Here is a 16,965-nt window from a genome sequence, read left to right on the forward strand (position 1 = left end):
CAGTCGGCTGGGCCGCGGTTCCGCCGGGCACACCGGCGTCCTGGCGGGCACGCCGACGGCGCGGCGGCGGCAGGGTCTTTTCCGTGGGCGCTTCGCCGCGCAGGACCTGTTGCGTGCGATGCAAGGTATCCTCGCACAGGGGCTTCAGGTCCGGCGGCGCGATGGCCAGAGCCTTGCGGGCCAGGGCGCTGGCTTCCTGCAATTGCTTTTTATCATTGTTTTTTTCACCCAGGCGACAGAGCACCCAGGCCAGATTGTTGTTCAGATGCGGGTCATCGGGCATATCCGGCTGGGCTTTGCGGTAATACTCCAGCGCAACGGCGTCCTGCCCGGTAGCGGCGGCCAGGTTGCCGAGATAGAAATCTCCTTCCGGCACCGTGACGGCCGCCGCCGTATACTGGCCCTGGGCGCGTTCGGTTTCGCCCCGTGCCTCGTAGGCCTTGCCCAAGTCCAGATGTTCCTCGGGCATCAGGGGATCAGGCAGATGATGCGGCCCACAGGCCGCGCAGCAAAGCAGCAGCAAGGCCCCTATAAGACAGCCCAGGCTGTTGAGCGATATGCGCATGGCAAATCCTCCTTTCTCCGCCGTCTCAGGGGCAGCAATATCGGTTATGATTGTAGTCGTCGTCATCGCAGTGGGAGGATGATCCTCCCAGCGCGGCTCCCAGCACGGCGCCGCCCACGAGCAGGATCGCCAGCAGGACCAGCAGGCCGTCGCCGGAGCTGCCCTTGATGTATTTGGGAATCTCCACATCAATGGTTTTGCGGCGCTGCTCGTCGCTCATGGCGGCCGCGGCCTTGGCCGCCGCCTCTTCCTGCTGGCCGCGCGCCATGAGATAGTGGCGTACGATCTTGCCTTCCAGATCCCGCCGCGCCGCCTCCAGCCGACGCGAACCCTCGTCCGAAAGGTTGTAAAGGGTGGGAATGAAACCGGCCACGGCGCGCGGACTCACCGCCAACAGCGGGATGAGCAGCAGCGCCGCCACTCTGAAAAGGCACAGAGACATTCGCATGGCATTCATCCGGTAAATGTGAAACCAGTTGGCACATACAAAGCCGCTTTTCGACGATTCCCCCCTAGCCCTTAGCCCCCGGGTCGTCAACGCCAAAATTTTGTACGCGGAAACCGGCGCTGACGACCGCCTGCCGGGCGGCCGAGGCCGTCCCGACAAAAGTGTAGCGGCGGCAAAACAGGGGGCGTCCGGCCCGCGTCATCTCGAAGTGACGATGACAATTCGCCGGATGCAAAGCCGGCAGTTTACGAGGACACCACAACGAACATCCCCAACCAGCCTTCATTCCCCAATATAGTCTTAGGCCGGAAAAGCCTCTTCTGCCCGGCCTTTTTTGTCCGCGCGGGAGAAATAGGGTCGGGCGCATAAGAACCCCTCTCGGTTGCAAAATATAACTTATTGATATTAATAAATAATCATTCAAAAAATATAAATTCTTATAGCAAATTATCTATTTTTGGCTATAATGGAATCTTCATAATAACTAGGACCGTTTCTGAATAAGAATTGCCATCCTCTGCCAAGAAAGGCGAGGCGAAGGGAGCATATTCAAACCTGACCTTCGCATGGGGCGAGCCTGACGCAGGCAAAGGGCGAAAGGACAATTCAGAAACAGCGCCTAGGGGGGTGCGATCAAATTAGGAGGGATTGCACATGGTAGTGGAAGCGGAACAGATACAGACGGTGGCGGAATTCGACCACGAAACGCGGCTTGCGGTTGCTCATTCAGCCTGCATCATGCTGGCGCTGGATCCGGAACTGAGTCCGAAAGACGCCGTGGCCGATGCCTGCCAGGTATTTTCCGCAGTGTTTCCAAAGGAGGTTAAGGACAACTAAGTAAAGGATGGGCCGGGTTCTTGGGGGAACCCGGCCCACCCCTTGCGGGGCCGGGTTGCCAAGCGGAAAAAATGGGGGGAACAGCAAGCATGGGGCCGTTGCCGCACAGGCATTCTTTAAAGCAATCAGACATCTCGATGTCGATGGCAATGAATTTGGGCTGGCGCTGGAACTGGGGATTGCGTTGGGATATCGCCTGTGGTGGCACTTTTTGCAGATGATCGGAAAAGCCAGGACTGCTGATGTCGGCCATTGCTCTCGGGCAAATCCACGTTGCGTTCCAGGCGCGCGGGCAGGAAATCCGGGACGGAACATCCGGAAAAAGTGAAGCCCCGCAAGGCGTTTTGGGCTTTGCGGGGCTTCGTGAGATGGAAAATTGGTGGGTCGTGCGGGGATCGAACCTGCGACTCTCTGCTTAAAAGGCAGATACTCTACCTACTGAGTTAACGACCCATTGAGGGGGACACCATAGCCGCTTGCCCCCGGAGTGTCAAGCCCGCCGCGCGGATTATGGCCGGGATGCGGCACAGCGCGCCTTGCCTCCGGGCAACGAGACTTACTCGCCCTTCTTTTCCAGTTTGGCCCAGGTATCGCGCAAGGTGGCCGTGCGGTTGAACACGGGCAGTTCCGGCGTGCTGTCCTTATCCTTGCAGAAATAGCCCAGACGCTCGAACTGCATGGTCCGGCCCACCTCGGCGTCGGCCAGGGCCGGTTCCAACAGGGCGCGCACCATGCGCAGCGAATCCGGATTGAGGTTGTCCAGAAAGGTCTTGCTCTCGGGCGCGGCATTGGGGTTTTCCACCGCGAAGAGCTGCTCATAGAGGCGCACTTCCGCAGGCAGGGCGTGGGCCGCCGAAACCCAGTGGATAGTGCCCTTGACCTTGCGGCCGTCCGGGCTCTGCCCGCCCCGGCTCTGGGGGTCGTACACGCAACGCAGCTCCTTCACATTGCCCGCCTCATCCAGCACAGCCTCGCGGCAGGTGATGAAATAGGCATAGCGCAGACGCACTTCCGCGCCGGGAAAAAGGCGGTGGAATTTCTTGGGCGGGTCCTGGCGGAAATCGTCGTGCTCGATATACAGCTCGCGCGAGAACGGCACTTTGCGGCTGCCGTAGTCGGGGTCTTCCGGATGGTAGGGCATCTCGAATTCCTCCACCTGCCCTTCCGGATAATTCTCGATAACCACCTTGATGGGGTCCAGCACGGCCATGGCGCGCGGGGCTCCGGCGTTGAGGTGCTCCCGGATGCAGAATTCCAGCATGGAGTAATCCACAATGGAATCGGCGCGGGCCAGGCCGATGCGGGCACAGAACTCGCGCAGGGCCGAGGGGGGCACGCCCCGGCGGCGCAGGCCGCTGAGGGTGGGCATGCGCGGGTCGTCCCAGCCCCGGACGTGCCCTTCCTTGACCAGCTGGATCAGCTTGCGCTTGGAGAGCACAGTGTAGGTCAGGTTCAGGCGGGCGAATTCGATCTGCTGCGGGTGGTACACGCCCAGAGTGTCCAGCACCCAGTCGTAAAGCTCGCGGTTGTTCACGAATTCCAGGGTGCAGAGCGAATGCGTGATGCCCTCCAGCGAGTCGGACAGGCAGTGCGTGAAATCATACATGGGATAGATGCACCAGACATTGCCCGTGCGGTGGTGCTCGGCGTGGCGGATGCGGTAGAGCGTGGGGTCGCGCATGACCAGGTTGGGCGAGGCCATGTCGATCTTGGCCCGCAGCACGCGCACGCCGTCCGGAAACTCTCCGGCGCGCATGCGGCGGAAGAGATCCAGGTTTTCCTCCACGCTGCGGTTGCGGTACGGGCTCTCGCGGCCGGGCTCAGTGAGCGTGCCGCGATATTCGCGGATCTCCTCGGCGGAGAGGTCGTCCACATAGGCCTTGCCCATTTTGATGAGCTGTTCGGCGTATTCGTAGAGCTTTTCAAAATAGTTGGAGGCGTAGAATTCGCGGTCCTGCCAGTCCCCGCCCAGCCAGCGCACGTCCTCGCGGATGGACTCCACGTATTCGGTCTCTTCCTTGGTGGGATTGGTGTCGTCAAAGCGCAGATTGCAGAGACCGCCGAACTCCTTGGCCACGCCGAAATTGAGACAGATGGACTTGGCGTGCCCGAGGTGCAGATAGCCGTTGGGCTCCGGCGGGAAGCGCGTGTGCACCTGGCCGCCGAAACGGCCCGAGGCATTGTCTTCCTGAATCCGGGCGCGGATGAAGTCCACGCCGGGCTTGGCCGCTTCGCGGGCCGTGGCGTCATTGCCGGTCTGCATCGTGTCGGGCTTGCTGGTGGGGGCCATAGTGCGCTCCATGCGGAAGTGATAAACGGGAATTTGTAAAAATACGCCAAGCCGCGCCGGGGGTCAATGCGCGCCGGACCGCGACACCGGAAGCGACAGCCCTCAAAAACGCACGAGATCAGAACCGCGCCGCGCCGGAAAGACGGCCCCCGCCCTTGACAGTAACGCCGGACTGAGCTAGCTTCCAACCTCACGGTTTGCCATTGTACATGCTGAACCATGCGGAGAGGTGTCCGAGCCGGCCGAAGGAGCTCGCCTGCTAAGCGAGTATACGGGCTTAAACCTGTATCGAGGGTTCAAATCCCTCCCTCTCCGCCACATACAGTAAACGAAGGGCTTGCGTTAACAGCGTAAGCCCTTTTGTTTTTTATAAGCAGAGGTAAAATCATCAAGCTGCAGACGGCACAGCCAACTTTTTGCATGGTAAAAACATTAATGGGGCCGAACGATAAATGCCCTGCTCAAACCTATCCACGTTGACGGATACGGCTCAAAAAAATTTCTTGCATAGTTTTCGGCATATGGTCGTGCCCCTGCTCAAGGAATTGTGTTTTCCGCAACAGGATGCACGATGCCGCCCGCTATGTGCTCTTTTCATCCTGCGGGTCGCAATCCGTGGATTCCGCCGCCAGGTCGTTCAGGGATTTGCCGCTCTTGTCTTTCCAGATGGAACGCCCGTTGGTATTGCGACCAAGTGTGACCGATGACGCCATGCTGGGAGATGAGAAGGTATAATCCTGCGTAAAGGTATAAAGCTCGCCGTTTTTGAGCAGGACGCCCTGGCGGATCAAGTCTTCACGGAATGCTTTAATGCTCTTTGAGATGCTTGGCGTTGTTCCCGGCGCGGCCGTGGAATCTTTCAGCACAATAAATCCGCTGGGGTTCTGCACCGCTTTGGCAAAAATACCGTCACGGCCCTTCAAGGAGAACATATCCTTGGATTTGGCTTTCCCCGTACTTTTTGCACTTTCAAATATATCAATCCCTATCAGAGGGAACACGCCGAGCATATAGCCGAGAAAGCTTTCCATGTCGGCGAGTTCGGACTCGATGAGCGTCGGCGGCTGCGGCTGATTGCCGTTTTCAAGGTTGCAGCGCTTGCGGTCTTTGGCAAGTTCCACAAGTCTGCTTTCAAGATGCTGGATATGCGCCTTGTTCAGGCTGTTGTCCGTCGTAGTGAAAACGACGGCCCAATTCCAGAAGTCCTTGTTGAGGTTATGGCTTTTCAGACGTCCGAGGACAGGATCTCCTTCACCGATATAGATTGTCGGCAAGGTGCTGTCCTCACTGTTACCCACAAGCACGTAAACACCGGCCTGCGACAACTCTTTACGCTTTGTAGCCTCCTGAAAGCCTGTGCGGGCAAAGGTGACTCCGGTTCCCGTCCAGTTCGGACGGCTTAAAATCCGCAGCCCATTGGGCTCGCCGTTCGGCAGAAAGATTCGTATTGAGTAGGCTCCCGGCATATCCTCCCCCTTCTCTGCGAATCTACAGCCCCCAACTTGCGCGAGTCAATAAACCATAGGCTGAAAAGTCCTGGTCTGCCGCTTTTCGTGTAGATTTCCCTGCTCCGCATCTCTATGGCTCGTCGCTTTCCGTTCCGCCAGCGCCCGGCGCGCGAGTTCGGCAATCAATGCCCAAGCCGAAGATTATTCCGGCGGACTGATGTCCGTTACGCTCACAGTCTGAAAAGCGGCTTCTGCCGGTTCCGCCGGGCGCAAGCAGCGCGCGCCCTTTCCCGTCAATATCCAGTCCGGGTTTATCCCTTTGCCGCGCAGGAGCGTGAGCAGCCATTCCGCCGGAATAGTCCCGCGCCGTTTCGCGTCCGAAATGGCTGACTGGTTGATGCCTAAAAACCTGCCCAGCTCTCGCTGGGTTCCGCACCCGGTCACGGCTCGGATGCGCTCCATTGCCGCCGCGAAGTCAGAAAGCAAACTAACGCTCATCCCACATTCTCCTTTTCGACATAAAAAACGACACATCTGAGTGATAATATATTATCATTCAGGTGTGGGTTAAGCAATCCAATGCTATTTGGTAGTAATGAAGGATAGTTCAAACTTTTGTCTCGCCTTGGGGCAAATTATCCGCGAGCACAGAGAAAAGCGCAACTGGACGCGTAAAATTCTGGCCGCCAAAACCGGCATTTCCATATCGCATGTAAGGGTTATTGAAATGCGCCAAGGAAATCCTTCTGTCATGGTTTTTGTTGCAATAGCGATGGCATTCGGCATCGACGCGGACAAGTTGTTGCTGGAGGCCATGCAACGGCAGGCATACCTGAACGATAAAAACCGGCTGGAATAACGAGCAGACCATTCAGTAACACATCACGATGTTTCGCATCCCATCCGTTCCCCCAACGCCCGACGCACCAACTCGTTGATCAGTTCCTGCGCCGAACACTGTTCCGGCGGGCGGATTTCGATCACGCGCTCAGCCGGAAAAACGGGCTCTTCCGATTCCGCCGACCGCAAATAGTGCACGCCCTCCCCTGTCAGAATCCAGTCTGGATTGACACCCCTGTCACGCAAAAGTTTAAGCAGCCACTCAGCCGGGATGACTTCCCGCCTTTTCGCATCTGATATGGAGGATTGGCTGATGCCCAAAAATTCAGCCAATTGTTGTTGGGTGCGGCAGCCTGCCGTTTGAAAAACGCGCTCCAGTGCGGAAGACATAAAATTTCTCCATCCTATAAATCAAATAAAACGTTAAATTTCGCTATATTAAATAGCATATTTATTTGTCACCTGATAAATAGATCAGCTATTTTTTAAGCAGCTGTCAAGTATGTATATGGGATGCGTAAAAGACCCCCATCTCGATTTGGTGCAGCACTGGTTCAGGAATGCAAAAGACGGAACATCACCCAATACCGTCTTGCGCAACTTTTGGGTCGAAGTACTCGCTATCTCAATAACATCGAGCATGACAGAAGCGAGCCGCGCTTCACTACTATTTTGTTGCTCGCACAGGCTATAGGCATGGAACCGGGAGAATTGGTCGATGCTGCCGCGAAACTGAGTTGGGCGGCATTGGCGGAAGAAAAACAAGATTCCGGCAACGAGCAGTTGGAAATGACTGTTGGAAAAAAGAAAGAAAAGAAAAACGCCTGACAGATATGCCGCCGCAAACCGCATGCCTCCTTCCTGATCCAGATTATGAGCGGTTTCTTTCGTTGTACTAGGCTATAGCCAAGTGAACGTCAAGAAATTCTAGGCTACATCCAAGTAAAATGGGAAGGATGCATGCCTATAATCAGCCACTTAAGCCAAATAATGGAAGAAAAAGGGATGACCTATGAGGAATTGCAATACAGGTCAAAAGTGGCGCCCGATACTGTCGCGCGGGCCAGGGATGAAAGAATAGCGACGTGCAAGCTGCTGACGCTGGAAAAATTGGCTGACGCTCTGAATGTGAATATCTGCCGATTATTCACGCACAGTAAAAAATGAGGTCTCGCATCCGGCAGCGCCCGGACATATATAAGCATTTAACACTTGAAATGCTCGTTTACGGCGAGCAACGCCCGCCTGCTCGTATTTCGCGGCAAGAATTGAGCGGTTGCCGCATTTCATGCGTGAACCGCTCTAAGAATTTTGGTCCGGCGACAGGAGTTCTTCCTGTTCCCGCTCCCGTTTTAACGCGCGCTTGTGGGCATACATCTCGGCATCCGCGCGGGTCAGGGTGGCGTGGATGTCCGCATCGCGCTCCGGGTCAAAGCTGGCGATGCCGTAAGCGAAAAAGAGCGGAAAGCCCGCCACGCTGATGCGCAGGGCCCGCGCGTGCAGTTCGTCCATTTCGGCCCGCAGGGCGGCCACATCCACATTCCGCAGCAGGGTGGCGAACTCGTCGCCGCCGGTCCGGTAGGTTTGGCCCCGGTCCTTGAAGCGCTCCACCAGCAGGCGCGCCAGGCTGATGATGTACTGGTCCCCGGCGGCGTGGCCACGCTGGTCATTGACCTTTTTGAGCATGTTCAGGTCGCAGGCCAGCACGCTCAGTCCCTGCTGCTCATTGCGACTACAGAGACGCTTGGTATCCAGCTCAAAGGCATTGCGGTTGTTGATGCCGGTGAGCAGGTCGGTATAGGCCAGTTTGCGGTACAGGGGCACGGAAAGGCGGCGCAGCAGCCAAGTGGTGACAAAGATGAACAGGACCACCAGAGAGCAGGAGCCGATCAGGCTGATGGACAGCGCCTTGCGGATGCTCCCGGAAATAAGCCCCGCGTCGAACTCCATGACAATGGCCCCCACAGTGCGGCCGTCCCGGCGGATGGGCTCGCAGGCGGGCAGCACGTCGCCCCAGTCCGTGCTGATCACCTTGTCCGCATGCGCGGGATTCCCCTGGAGGCAGCGCGTCAGCAGGGGCAGCACCTCGGGCTCGATGAGATCCCCGATGTGGCGGAAGTCTTCGGCGGCCGGGTCCAGGCCGTCCACCACATAGACGGCCTTGCCCTGATCATTGAGCCGGGCCGTATAGAGATAGCGCACCGCCGTCAACTGGCGCACGCTCGTGAGCAGATCCTGAACCTCGTCATACAGGGGGCCGCCTTCGTCGGCGGCACTGTTGAGCTCCACCAGGCTTTGCGGCGGAATGCGGTCGGTCAAATAGGAAAAGATGGCGCCCGAACGCTCCAGCACCGTGTTGCTGACGCCCTTGGTCACCTGGTAATAAAAAATCCCGAAAATGGAGATCGCCGTGGCCAGAATTGCCAGGGGGACGCTCAGCAGGATTTTTCTTTCCGTGCCGGACAGCGGCGTACTGATGGAATCCGTGTTCATGTCTCCGGTCCAGGGTGCGTACCCGGCTGAAAAGACCACCGGATGCGGACTGCAGGCGCATAGTAGTATAGGGGACTATACACCAGGGTCGGGCATGATTCAACGAAAAGCTGCCGCGCGTCCCGGCGGGCGCGGAACTTGCCTCAACCCCCTCCCGCCTGTATAAGGAATAGGGTTGCCGCGCGATGCGCGGCGCGACCGAGGAGTTTTCCATGTCCCCCTTCACAAAAAACAGCGAGATGACCTCCCTCATTCTGGACAGCCTGCCCATGGGCGTGCTGTTCTGCGACATGGACTACATCATCCGTTTTGTGAACAAGGCCTATGCCGATCTGCTGGGCCAGCGGCCCGAAGACCTGCTGGGATGCGACATCACGGAGATCATCCCTCACTCGCGCGCGCGCGTGGTGCTGCGCGACGGCCGGGCCGAAATGGGCGAACTCTGCCAGCTCGGGCCGGGCAACGCCCTGCCCGTGGTGGTCAACCGCATCCCGGTGCGCGACGGCCAGGGGCGGCTGGCGGGCATGGTTTCCCAGGCTATTTTCAACGATCCCGAAGAGCTGAAAAAACTTTCCTCCAAAATCGACCATCTGGGCCACACCCTCAATCAGTACAAGCGGCGGATCAAGGCCAGCCTGGCCCCGCAGTACAGCCTGCGCAGCATCCTGGGCGAAAGCGCGCCCATGCGCCGCCTCAAGCAGCAGGTGCGCAGCTACGCCCAACTGGACGCGCCGGTGCTGATTCTGGGCGCCACCGGCGCGGGCAAGGAACTCTTTGCCCATGCCCTGCACGCCGAAAGCCCGCGCGCCGAAGGCCCGCTGGTCAGCATCAACTGCGCGGCCATCCCCAAGGATCTTTTTGAATCCGAGCTGTTCGGCTATGCGCGCGGCGCGTTTTCCGGCGCGCACCAGGACGGCAAGATCGGCCAGATCGAACTGGCCGACAAGGGCACCCTTTTTCTGGACGAAATCGGGGAAATGCCGCCCGAGATCCAGGCCAAGCTGCTGCGCGTGCTGGAAAGCCGCAGCGTCTGCCGGGTGGGCTCGGTCAATGCCCGCAACGTGGATTTCCGCCTGGTGGCGGCCACCAACCGGAACATTTCGGCCATGCTCAGCGCGGGTTCCTTCCGCGAGGATCTCTACTACCGCATCAACACCTTTGTGCTGGAAATTCCGCCGCTCTGCGAACGCGCGGACGACATCCTGCCCATCGCCCGCTATGTGCTTTCGCGCATGGGCCTGGAGCATCTGGCCTTTGCCCCGGAAGCCGAGGCGGCCATGCTGGCCTTTTCCTGGCCGGGCAACGTGCGGCAGTTGCACAATGCCGTGGTGCACGCGGCCACCATGCGCCACGGCGACGTGATCCAGGTGGACGACTTCCCGCCGGACACCCTGCCCAGCGCGGATCTGCCCCTGCGCGCCGTGGCCGCCGCCGGGGACCTTTCCGACATCATGGCCGACACCGAGGCCGTGGTCATCCGCAAGGTGCTGGCCGAACAGGGCGGCAATGTCTCGCGCACGGCGCGCACCCTGCATATCGCGCGCGCCACGTTGTACGAAAAGCTGCGCAAGTACGGCATCAGCCGCCGGAGCACATAGATTTAACAGGCCTGAAAACACGTCCGCTGATTGCCCGACCGACGCCTCGAACCGCCGGGGCGTTGAATATCGTTTCCGCCAATCAGCACCGCCCCTTCAAGGGGCGGTTTGATTTGGCCCTATAAGGGCCTGTTACTCGTCCGCCCCCTGAAGGAGGTCAGACCTGACTTCCGCCGCTATTCCTAGCGACCCATAAATGGGTCTTTATGTTCAAACAAACTATGCTGATCGGCTATTTTGTCTCGTATCTCTTGCTCACGAATATACTTCAAAAGAGTGGCTTCATTCACCCCTACCGTGCTGACAAAATAGCCTTTGCACCAGAAATGACGGTTCCCAGACTTATATTTCAAGTTCGAAAACTGCTCGAATATCATTAACGCGCTTTTTCCCTTCAAGTATCCCATGATTTGTGCCACGCTATACTTGGGAGGTATTTTTATGCACATGTGGACGTGATCAATACATGCATGCGCTTCTAATATTTCAATCTTTTTATACTCACACAACCTCCTTAATATCAGGCCAATTTCTTTCTTGTATTTGCCATAAATAATTTTGCGCCTGAATTTCGGTGCAAACACGATATGATATTTGCAATTCCAACGCGTGTGCTCTAAACTTTGATCATCCATTGTCGCTCTCCTTTGCTACTACGGAAGTCAGGACAACTTTTTTGTAGCAAAGAAGAGCTTCTTTTTTGACAGCTATAGGCTTCGCCTTTTTGGAACTCCCCGCTTAGCGGGGAGTTTTCGATCATAAAAAAAAAAAGGCCGCCCGATGGGCGGCCTTGTGATTCAGGTTCGGCGCCGTGCGTCGGCTCAGAGTTTGAAATCCGGCTTGTCGCGCAGATAGACTTCGCCCCCACGGGCCCAGTAGCGCAGCCCGGCGTGGTCCTTGAGCTTTTCCAGGGCCTTGTTTTCCGCCTCCGCGTCTTCGGACCAGAAACGGATTTTCACCTGGCGCATGCCGTCGTCGGAAATGATCGAGAGCACTGTGGAAATGCGCACCCCGTATTCCTTGAGCATATCCAGAATCTCGCGCAGGGTGCCGCGCTTGTTCTCCAGCTTGAAGGCCATTTCCACGCCCTCGGGCATGGCGGCTCCGCTGATGCTGACCAGGGCCTTGAAAATGTCCCATTCGGTGAGAATGCCGACCAGTTTTTCCTCGTCATTGACCACCGGCAGGCAGGCCACGCGCTTTTCAATCATACGCTGGGCGGCCTGCTCCACCGTGCCCTTGTAATTGATGGTCACCGGGTCCACGGTCATGATCTGCTTGGCCGGGGTTTCACCCAGAATGTCGAGCACTTCCAGGATTTCAAGGCCCGTGGTGCGCTGGGGCGCGAAGGCGTTGATGTCCGAGGCGGAAATCAGGCCCACCACAATCTTGTCCGCATCCACCACAGGCAGGCGACCGATGTGGTTGTCCTTGAACAGCTTCCGGCACTGGAGCAGGGAGGCGTCCGGCGGAACCGAGATCACATTGGATTTCATCCAGTCAAGTATCAGCATGGCATGCTTCCTTTTGGCGAATTTCCGCCCGACGGTTCTGGCGTCGATGGCGGCGCAAAGCCCGCGAAGCGGGGTTTGTCATCACGCTGAGGCCGCCGCGTAACGGCGGCCGTTCCGTGGTTATGCCCGTGTGTGATCGCAACCGCAACCCTGGAGCTTTTTGCGCAGGAATTCCGGCAGAATGCCGCGCACGGATTCGGCGGACACCATGCGGCGCATGATGCCCAGCTGGTCCTGCAGGGGCAGTTGTTTGGGGCAGACGTTGTCGCAGGCCAGCAGGCCCATGCAGCCGAAAACCCCATTGTCGTCGCCGATAAGGTCGTAATAATCCGCCGGGGTGCGGTTGTCGCGCGGGTCAATATAGAAACGGGCCATACGGTTGATGGCCGTGGCCCCGATAAAGTCCTCGCGCATGCGCGCCGTGCCGCAGGCCGCCACACAGCAGCCGCACTCGATGCAGCGGTCCAGCTCGAAGATCTGAGTGGCCAGTTCGTTGTCCATGCGCTCTTCCTGGGCGTCCGGGTCAAAGGCCTTGTTGGTGTGAATCCAGGATTCGATCTTTTTGCCCACATGCCGAAACCAAGTGCCCGTATCCACCGAAAGGTCGCCCAGCAGCTTGAACACCGGCAGGGGGTGCAGGCTGATGCGGGCGGGCAGATCGCAAGTCTGGGTATGGCAGGCTAGGCCCGGGCGGCCGTTGATGACCATGCCGCAGGAACCGCAGATGCCCGCGCGGCAGCAGAAGTCGAACTGAAGGCTCGCGTCCTGGGTTTCGCGGATCATGTTCAGGGCAATGAAGAGCGTCATGCTGGGATGCTCTTCCAGGTTAAAGGTCTGCATGTGAGGCTGGGAATGGGGATCCAGCGGATTGTAGCGAAAGATCTCAAACGTCAGATTGCGTCCCATGTCGGCCTCCCTTAGACCTTTTGCGCAAAGGGCTCAATTTCGCCCTCCCCGATGTCGCCGGGGATAATCTTGCCGCCGCCGTAGCCTCTGTCGCCGGGCGGCAGGATATAGAACGGCGTGGCCTTTTCATAGTTGAGGGTGGGCAGGCTGTCGCCCTCCTTCCAGGTAGCCAGGGTGCGCACCAGCCAGTCCTTGTCGTTGCGCTCGGGGTAATCCTCGCGGGCGTGCGCGCCCCGGCTCTCGGTGCGCTGCTGCGCCCCGTAGGCCGTGCACAGGGCCAGCTTGAGCATGCCCGGCACGCGCAGGGCCATGGAAAGTTCGCCGTGCGGGCCGGGAATGTTGCCGCCGCGCAGGCGCATGTTTTTGCTGCGCTCCAGCAGATCCTGGAGTTTCGCCACACCGGCTTCCAGATCCTTGCCGTTGCGAAAGATGCCCACGTGCTCCATCATTATGTCCTGCATGGCGTTGCGCAGGGTGTAGCAATCGTCGCCCGTGCCCCGGAGCAGGTTTTCGATGCGCTCGCGCACCTTGGCCGTCGCGTCGCTCATGGCCGCCGTGGAGAACACGCATTCATAGCCTTGCAGGAACTCCACAAGCTTCTTGCCCACAACACGGCCCGACACGATGGTTTCGGCCAGGGAGTTGCCGCCCAGGCGGTTGAAGCCGTGCATGTCCCAGCAGGCGGCTTCGCCCGCCGCGAACAGGCCTTGGAGGCCGTAGGCGTGGCCGTCCTTGTTGATGCGCACGCCGCCCATACTATAGTGCTGGGTGGGCCGCACCGGGATAAGCTGATGGATGGGGTTCACGCCCAGGAAGTGCGTGGAGATGTCGTAGACTTCCCGCAGATTGGTGGTGATATGCTTTTCGCCCAGGTGGCGGATGTCCAGCCAGAGGTGCTCGCCGTAGGGGCTGGGCACGCCGAAGCCCTTGCGCATATGCTCGGTCATGCGGCGGGAAACCACGTCGCGCGAGGCCAGTTCGGCCTTTTCCGGCTCGTAGTCGGGCATGAAGCGGTATTCGTTGACGTCCAGCAGGGTGCCGCCGTCGCCCCGGCAACCCTCGGTCACCAGAATGTCCGTAGGCACCGTGCCCGTGGGGTGGAACTGCACGGCCTCCATATTGCCCAGCGGCACCACGCCCGTGTCCAGGGCGGTGATCTGGCCGCCGCCGTCGCAGATCACGGCGTTGGTGGTGGCCCGGTAGATGCGCCCGTAACCGCCCGTGGCGATAAGCGTGGCCTTGGCGAAATAGCCCACCAGCTCGCCGGTGCGCAGGTCACGGGCCACGCAGCCCATGCAGCGCTCGCCGTCATGCACCAGGGCCTCGGCCTGCACGCGGTCGTGCACGTCCACGCCCAGTTGCAGCAGGCGGTTGTCCAGGGTGAAGAGCACGGCATGGCCCGTGCCGTCCGAGGTATAGCAGGTACGCCATTTGGCCGTGCCGCCGAAGGCCCGGGAATGGATCAGGCCTTCATTCTCGGCCTTTTCCGTGGCCTGAAAGGGTTTGCCGCCCTTGTAATAGGTATGCTCGCCGGGCACCACCCGGCTCCAGGGCACGCCCATCCAGGCCATTTCGCGCATGGCGATGGGCGCGGTCTTGGCGAACAGGCGGGCCACCTCCTGGTCGCAGCCCCAGTCCGAGCCTTTGACCGTGTCGTTGAAATGGATTTCCGGGCTGTCGCCGTCGCCCATGATGGAATTGCCCAGGGCCGCCTGCATGCCGCCCATGGCCGCCGAGGAATGGGAGCGCCGGGGCGGCACCAGACTCAGACAGATGACGCTGAAGCCCGCCTGCGCGGCTTCCACGGCCACGCGCTCCCCGGCCAGACCGGCGCCCATGCAGAGAACATCACTTTGAAAAACACGCATACGCACCCCCCTATCCCAGGAACCAGACGCGGGTCAGAGCCAGCACGCCGAGCACAAGGTAACAGCCCATGACAATCCATATCCACCTGCGCCAACGGGCGCGCTCGGCCTTGGTGCACACGCCGTACTTCACGGCCAGGCGATATACGCCGACGCCCGTGTGCAGAATGACGCAGGGCAGAAAGACCACGTAAAAAGCCAGCCAGCCATCGTGCAGGCGCTTGGCGCTGCCCGCCACGTTGATGGGCAGGTTGGTCATGACCGTGTAGACGTGGAAGAACACGCCCACCAGAATGACCACGGCGGTAAAGACCTGCACCAGCCAGAGCCAGGTGTCGGCCTCGCGCAGGCTTCTGCTGTGGCGCACGAAAATGCCCAGCTCATTGGTGCGGAAGGGCATTTTACGAGCCGCGATCCAGAAGTGGAAAATCACCAGCAGCACGATGAGCGGGGCCACGATCTGGGTCAGAAAGGTGGCTTCCAGCAGCCAGGCGATGCCGTTGGTCAGCGCGGGGCTGATCACCACGCTGCCTTCCAGCAGCAGATGGACACAGACGAAAAGGGCCAGCAGCGCGCCGGACGCGGCTTGCCAGAAATCCAGGCGGGTCCGGGCGTCGGCGGGGGATCTCATTGGCGCCATAGCAACTCCTTTAGGAAAGTATTCCGTATTGCGGACACGGCGGCGCACCGGAATGACCCGGCGCGCCAAGCCGCTACAACTGCCGATACGGGGCCTGGCCCGTTTCGTAGTAATTGTCGCCCAGGCTGTCGATGACCACGATGGCCGGGAAATCCTCCACTTCCATGGCGGCCACGGCCTCGGGGCCGAGATCCTCATAGGCCAGCACGGTGTACTTTTTGATGCTGCGGGCGATGAGAGCGCCCGCGCCGCCCACGGCGGCCAAATACGGCACGCCGTGCTTTTTCATGGCTTCCACCACTTCCGGCTTGCGGTAGCCTTTGCCGATCATCCCCTTGAGGCCCTGATCCAGCAGCCGGGGCGTATAGGCGTCCATGCGGCCCGAAGTGGTGGGCCCGGCCGCGCCGATGGCCTGGCCCGGCTTGGCGGGCGAGGGGCCCACGTAATAGACAACAGCGCCGCGCAGGTCCACGGGCAGCGCTTCGCCCCGGTCCAGTGTCTCCACCAGCCGCTTGTGGGCCGCGTCGCGCGCGGCCAGAATAACGCCGGAAATCAGCACCCTGTCTCCGGCCCTCAGGGAGCGCGCCGTGGCGTCGTCAAAAGGGGCGCGGATGCGTTTGACCTGATCGTCGGACATGTCTCGCCCTCCTCTTAGAGTACGACTTCCGCGTGGCGGGCCGCGTGGCAGTTGATGTTCACGGCCACGGGCAGGGAGGCGATGTGGGTGGGAGCCCACTCCACATGCACCTTGAGGGCCGTGGTCAGGCCGCCCAGGCCCTGCGGGCCGATGCCGGTCTTATTGATCATTTCCAGCAATTCCCGTTCAAAGGCCGCGTAGCGCGGGTCCGGGTTGACGCTTTCTAGATCGCGAGCGGCGGCTTTCTTAGCGCAGATGGCCGCCACTTCCATGGTGCCGCCCAGGCCCACGCCCACCACCAGGGGCGGACAGGAATTGGGACCGGCGGCCAGCACAGCGTCCAGCACCACCCGGCGCACGCCCTCGATGCCGTCGGCGGGCACCAGCATTTTCAGCACGCTTTTGTTTTCCGAGCCCGCGCCCTTGGGCGCGAGGCGCAGGCGCAGGCTGTCGCCGGGCACAATGCGCGTGTGGATAACGGCGGGGGTGTTGTCCCTGGTGTTCTTGCGCTCGAAGAGCGGTTCAGCCACGCAGGATTTGCGCAGATAGCCGTCCACATAGCCCCGGCGCACGCCTTCGTTGACGGCGCCCTCAAAGCCGCCGCCCACAATGCGCACATCCTGCCCCACCTCGGCGAAAACCACGGTCAGGCCCGTATCCTGGCAGATGGGCATGGTTTCGCGCGCCGCGATGGCCGCGTTTTCCAGGATCTGGTCCAGAATGTTCCGGCCCACCGGCGACGGCTCCAGGGCGCGGGCCGCCCGCATGGCCTCAACCATGTCCTCGGGCAGGCGGCAACAGGCTTCCACGGCCAGGCCGGCCACGGCCTCCGTAATGGTAGTAACGTGAATTTCCTTCATATTCTCTCTCCGCCGGAACGG

Annotated in this window: 19 protein-coding genes and 2 tRNA genes; 6 read left to right on the forward strand and 15 right to left on the reverse strand. The window is 59.8% G+C overall.

Going from position 1 to position 16,965, the window contains the following annotated elements; all coding sequences use genetic code 11:
• Together HMPREF1022_RS18600 and HMPREF1022_RS10425 are read right to left on the reverse strand one after the other, a co-directional pair.
• Nucleotides 1-565: tetratricopeptide repeat protein (locus HMPREF1022_RS18600; RefSeq protein ID WP_009303088.1), on the reverse strand; the 565-nt coding region annotated here is incomplete at its 3' end.
• Nucleotides 566-590: 25 nt separating this feature from the next.
• Nucleotides 591-1,013, reverse strand: coding sequence for a PA2779 family protein (locus HMPREF1022_RS10425; RefSeq protein ID WP_009303089.1), 423 nt, complete (start codon nt 1,011-1,013; stop codon nt 591-593).
• Nucleotides 1,014-1,667: 654 nt separating this feature from the next.
• Between HMPREF1022_RS10425 and HMPREF1022_RS10430 the strand changes: the two genes are divergently transcribed.
• Nucleotides 1,668-1,850 (forward strand): hypothetical protein, encoded by a 183-nt coding sequence (locus HMPREF1022_RS10430; RefSeq protein WP_008682388.1) that lies wholly within the window; start codon nt 1,668-1,670, stop codon nt 1,848-1,850.
• A gap of 377 nt (nt 1,851-2,227) precedes the next feature.
• Here HMPREF1022_RS10430 and HMPREF1022_RS10435 read toward each other — a convergent pair.
• A tRNA-Lys gene (locus HMPREF1022_RS10435) sits at nt 2,228-2,303 on the reverse strand.
• Between the two features lie 103 nt (nt 2,304-2,406).
• Nucleotides 2,407-4,113 (reverse strand): glutamine--tRNA ligase/YqeY domain fusion protein, encoded by a 1,707-nt coding sequence (locus tag HMPREF1022_RS10440; protein ID WP_050801275.1) that lies wholly within the window; start codon nt 4,111-4,113, stop codon nt 2,407-2,409.
• Between the two features lie 250 nt (nt 4,114-4,363).
• On the opposite strand from HMPREF1022_RS10440, the gene HMPREF1022_RS10445 reads away from it, so the two are divergent.
• Nucleotides 4,364-4,458: transfer RNA gene (locus HMPREF1022_RS10445), tRNA-Ser, on the forward strand.
• 263 nt (nt 4,459-4,721) lie between these two features.
• Here the strand turns inward: HMPREF1022_RS10445 and HMPREF1022_RS10450 are convergent.
• Both HMPREF1022_RS10450 and HMPREF1022_RS10455 read right to left on the reverse strand, forming a co-directional pair.
• Nucleotides 4,722-5,606 (reverse strand): GIY-YIG nuclease family protein, encoded by an 885-nt coding sequence (locus HMPREF1022_RS10450; RefSeq protein ID WP_009303091.1) that lies wholly within the window; start codon nt 5,604-5,606, stop codon nt 4,722-4,724.
• A 183-nt stretch (nt 5,607-5,789) separates the two neighbouring features.
• Nucleotides 5,790-6,086: a helix-turn-helix domain-containing protein gene (locus HMPREF1022_RS10455; protein WP_009303092.1), complete on the reverse strand. Its 297-nt coding sequence runs from the start codon at nt 6,084-6,086 to the stop codon at nt 5,790-5,792.
• 97 nt (nt 6,087-6,183) lie between these two features.
• Here HMPREF1022_RS10455 and HMPREF1022_RS10460 point away from each other — a divergent pair, with 97 nt between their 5' ends.
• Complete coding sequence (locus tag HMPREF1022_RS10460) at nt 6,184-6,447, forward strand: helix-turn-helix domain-containing protein (RefSeq protein WP_009303093.1); 264 nt, start codon at nt 6,184-6,186, stop codon at nt 6,445-6,447.
• 23 nt (nt 6,448-6,470) lie between these two features.
• Here HMPREF1022_RS10460 and HMPREF1022_RS10465 read toward each other — a convergent pair whose 3' ends face one another.
• Entirely contained in the window at nt 6,471-6,818 is a 348-nt protein-coding gene (locus HMPREF1022_RS10465) for a helix-turn-helix domain-containing protein (protein WP_009303094.1), read from the reverse strand.
• 123 nt (nt 6,819-6,941) lie between these two features.
• Between HMPREF1022_RS10465 and HMPREF1022_RS17420 the strand changes: the two genes are divergently transcribed.
• Nucleotides 6,942-7,256 (forward strand): helix-turn-helix domain-containing protein, encoded by a 315-nt coding sequence (locus HMPREF1022_RS17420; protein ID WP_083823289.1) that lies wholly within the window; start codon nt 6,942-6,944, stop codon nt 7,254-7,256.
• 132 nt (nt 7,257-7,388) lie between these two features.
• The gene (locus tag HMPREF1022_RS10475; protein WP_009303095.1) at nt 7,389-7,595 is read left to right on the forward strand and encodes a helix-turn-helix domain-containing protein; all 207 of its coding nucleotides are present in this window, start codon (nt 7,389-7,391) and stop codon (nt 7,593-7,595) included.
• Between the two features lie 135 nt (nt 7,596-7,730).
• Here the strand turns inward: HMPREF1022_RS10475 and HMPREF1022_RS10480 are convergent, their stop codons facing one another.
• Complete coding sequence (locus tag HMPREF1022_RS10480) at nt 7,731-8,921, reverse strand: sensor domain-containing diguanylate cyclase (RefSeq protein ID WP_009303096.1); 1,191 nt, start codon at nt 8,919-8,921, stop codon at nt 7,731-7,733.
• A 212-nt stretch (nt 8,922-9,133) separates the two neighbouring features.
• Here HMPREF1022_RS10480 and HMPREF1022_RS10485 point away from each other — a divergent pair, with 212 nt between their 5' ends.
• Complete coding sequence (locus HMPREF1022_RS10485) at nt 9,134-10,519, forward strand: sigma-54 interaction domain-containing protein (RefSeq protein WP_009303097.1); 1,386 nt, start codon at nt 9,134-9,136, stop codon at nt 10,517-10,519.
• A gap of 182 nt (nt 10,520-10,701) precedes the next feature.
• Here the strand turns inward: HMPREF1022_RS10485 and tnpA are convergent, their stop codons facing one another.
• The 7 genes from tnpA to HMPREF1022_RS10520 form a co-directional block, all read right to left on the reverse strand.
• On the reverse strand, nt 10,702-11,154 hold the full coding sequence (tnpA, locus tag HMPREF1022_RS10490; protein WP_009303098.1) for an IS200/IS605 family transposase: 453 nt from the start codon (nt 11,152-11,154) through the stop codon (nt 10,702-10,704).
• Nucleotides 11,155-11,340: 186 nt separating this feature from the next.
• The gene (locus HMPREF1022_RS10495) at nt 11,341-12,033 is read right to left on the reverse strand and encodes a CBS and ACT domain-containing protein (RefSeq protein ID WP_008682411.1); all 693 of its coding nucleotides are present in this window, start codon (nt 12,031-12,033) and stop codon (nt 11,341-11,343) included.
• 120 nt (nt 12,034-12,153) lie between these two features.
• On the reverse strand, nt 12,154-12,939 hold the full coding sequence (locus HMPREF1022_RS10500) for a fumarate reductase iron-sulfur subunit (RefSeq protein ID WP_008682413.1): 786 nt from the start codon (nt 12,937-12,939) through the stop codon (nt 12,154-12,156).
• A gap of 11 nt (nt 12,940-12,950) precedes the next feature.
• Nucleotides 12,951-14,807 carry a fumarate reductase flavoprotein subunit gene (locus tag HMPREF1022_RS10505; RefSeq protein WP_008682415.1) on the reverse strand — a complete coding sequence of 619 codons (1,857 nt, stop codon included), beginning with the start codon at nt 14,805-14,807 and terminating at the stop codon, nt 12,951-12,953.
• Between the two features lie 10 nt (nt 14,808-14,817).
• Nucleotides 14,818-15,447: a hypothetical protein gene (locus tag HMPREF1022_RS10510; RefSeq protein WP_009303099.1), complete on the reverse strand. Its 630-nt coding sequence runs from the start codon at nt 15,445-15,447 to the stop codon at nt 14,818-14,820.
• A gap of 73 nt (nt 15,448-15,520) precedes the next feature.
• Nucleotides 15,521-16,084: a Fe-S-containing hydro-lyase gene (locus HMPREF1022_RS10515; RefSeq protein WP_008682417.1), complete on the reverse strand. Its 564-nt coding sequence runs from the start codon at nt 16,082-16,084 to the stop codon at nt 15,521-15,523.
• A gap of 14 nt (nt 16,085-16,098) precedes the next feature.
• Nucleotides 16,099-16,944 carry a fumarate hydratase gene (locus tag HMPREF1022_RS10520; RefSeq protein WP_008682418.1) on the reverse strand — a complete coding sequence of 282 codons (846 nt, stop codon included), beginning with the start codon at nt 16,942-16,944 and terminating at the stop codon, nt 16,099-16,101.
• Nucleotides 16,945-16,965: the final 21 nt, after the last annotated feature.

Origin of the sequence: Desulfovibrio sp. 6_1_46AFAA (genome assembly GCF_000224635.1) — a bacterium.
Classification (GTDB): Bacteria; Desulfobacterota; Desulfovibrionia; order Desulfovibrionales; family Desulfovibrionaceae; genus Desulfovibrio; species Desulfovibrio fairfieldensis.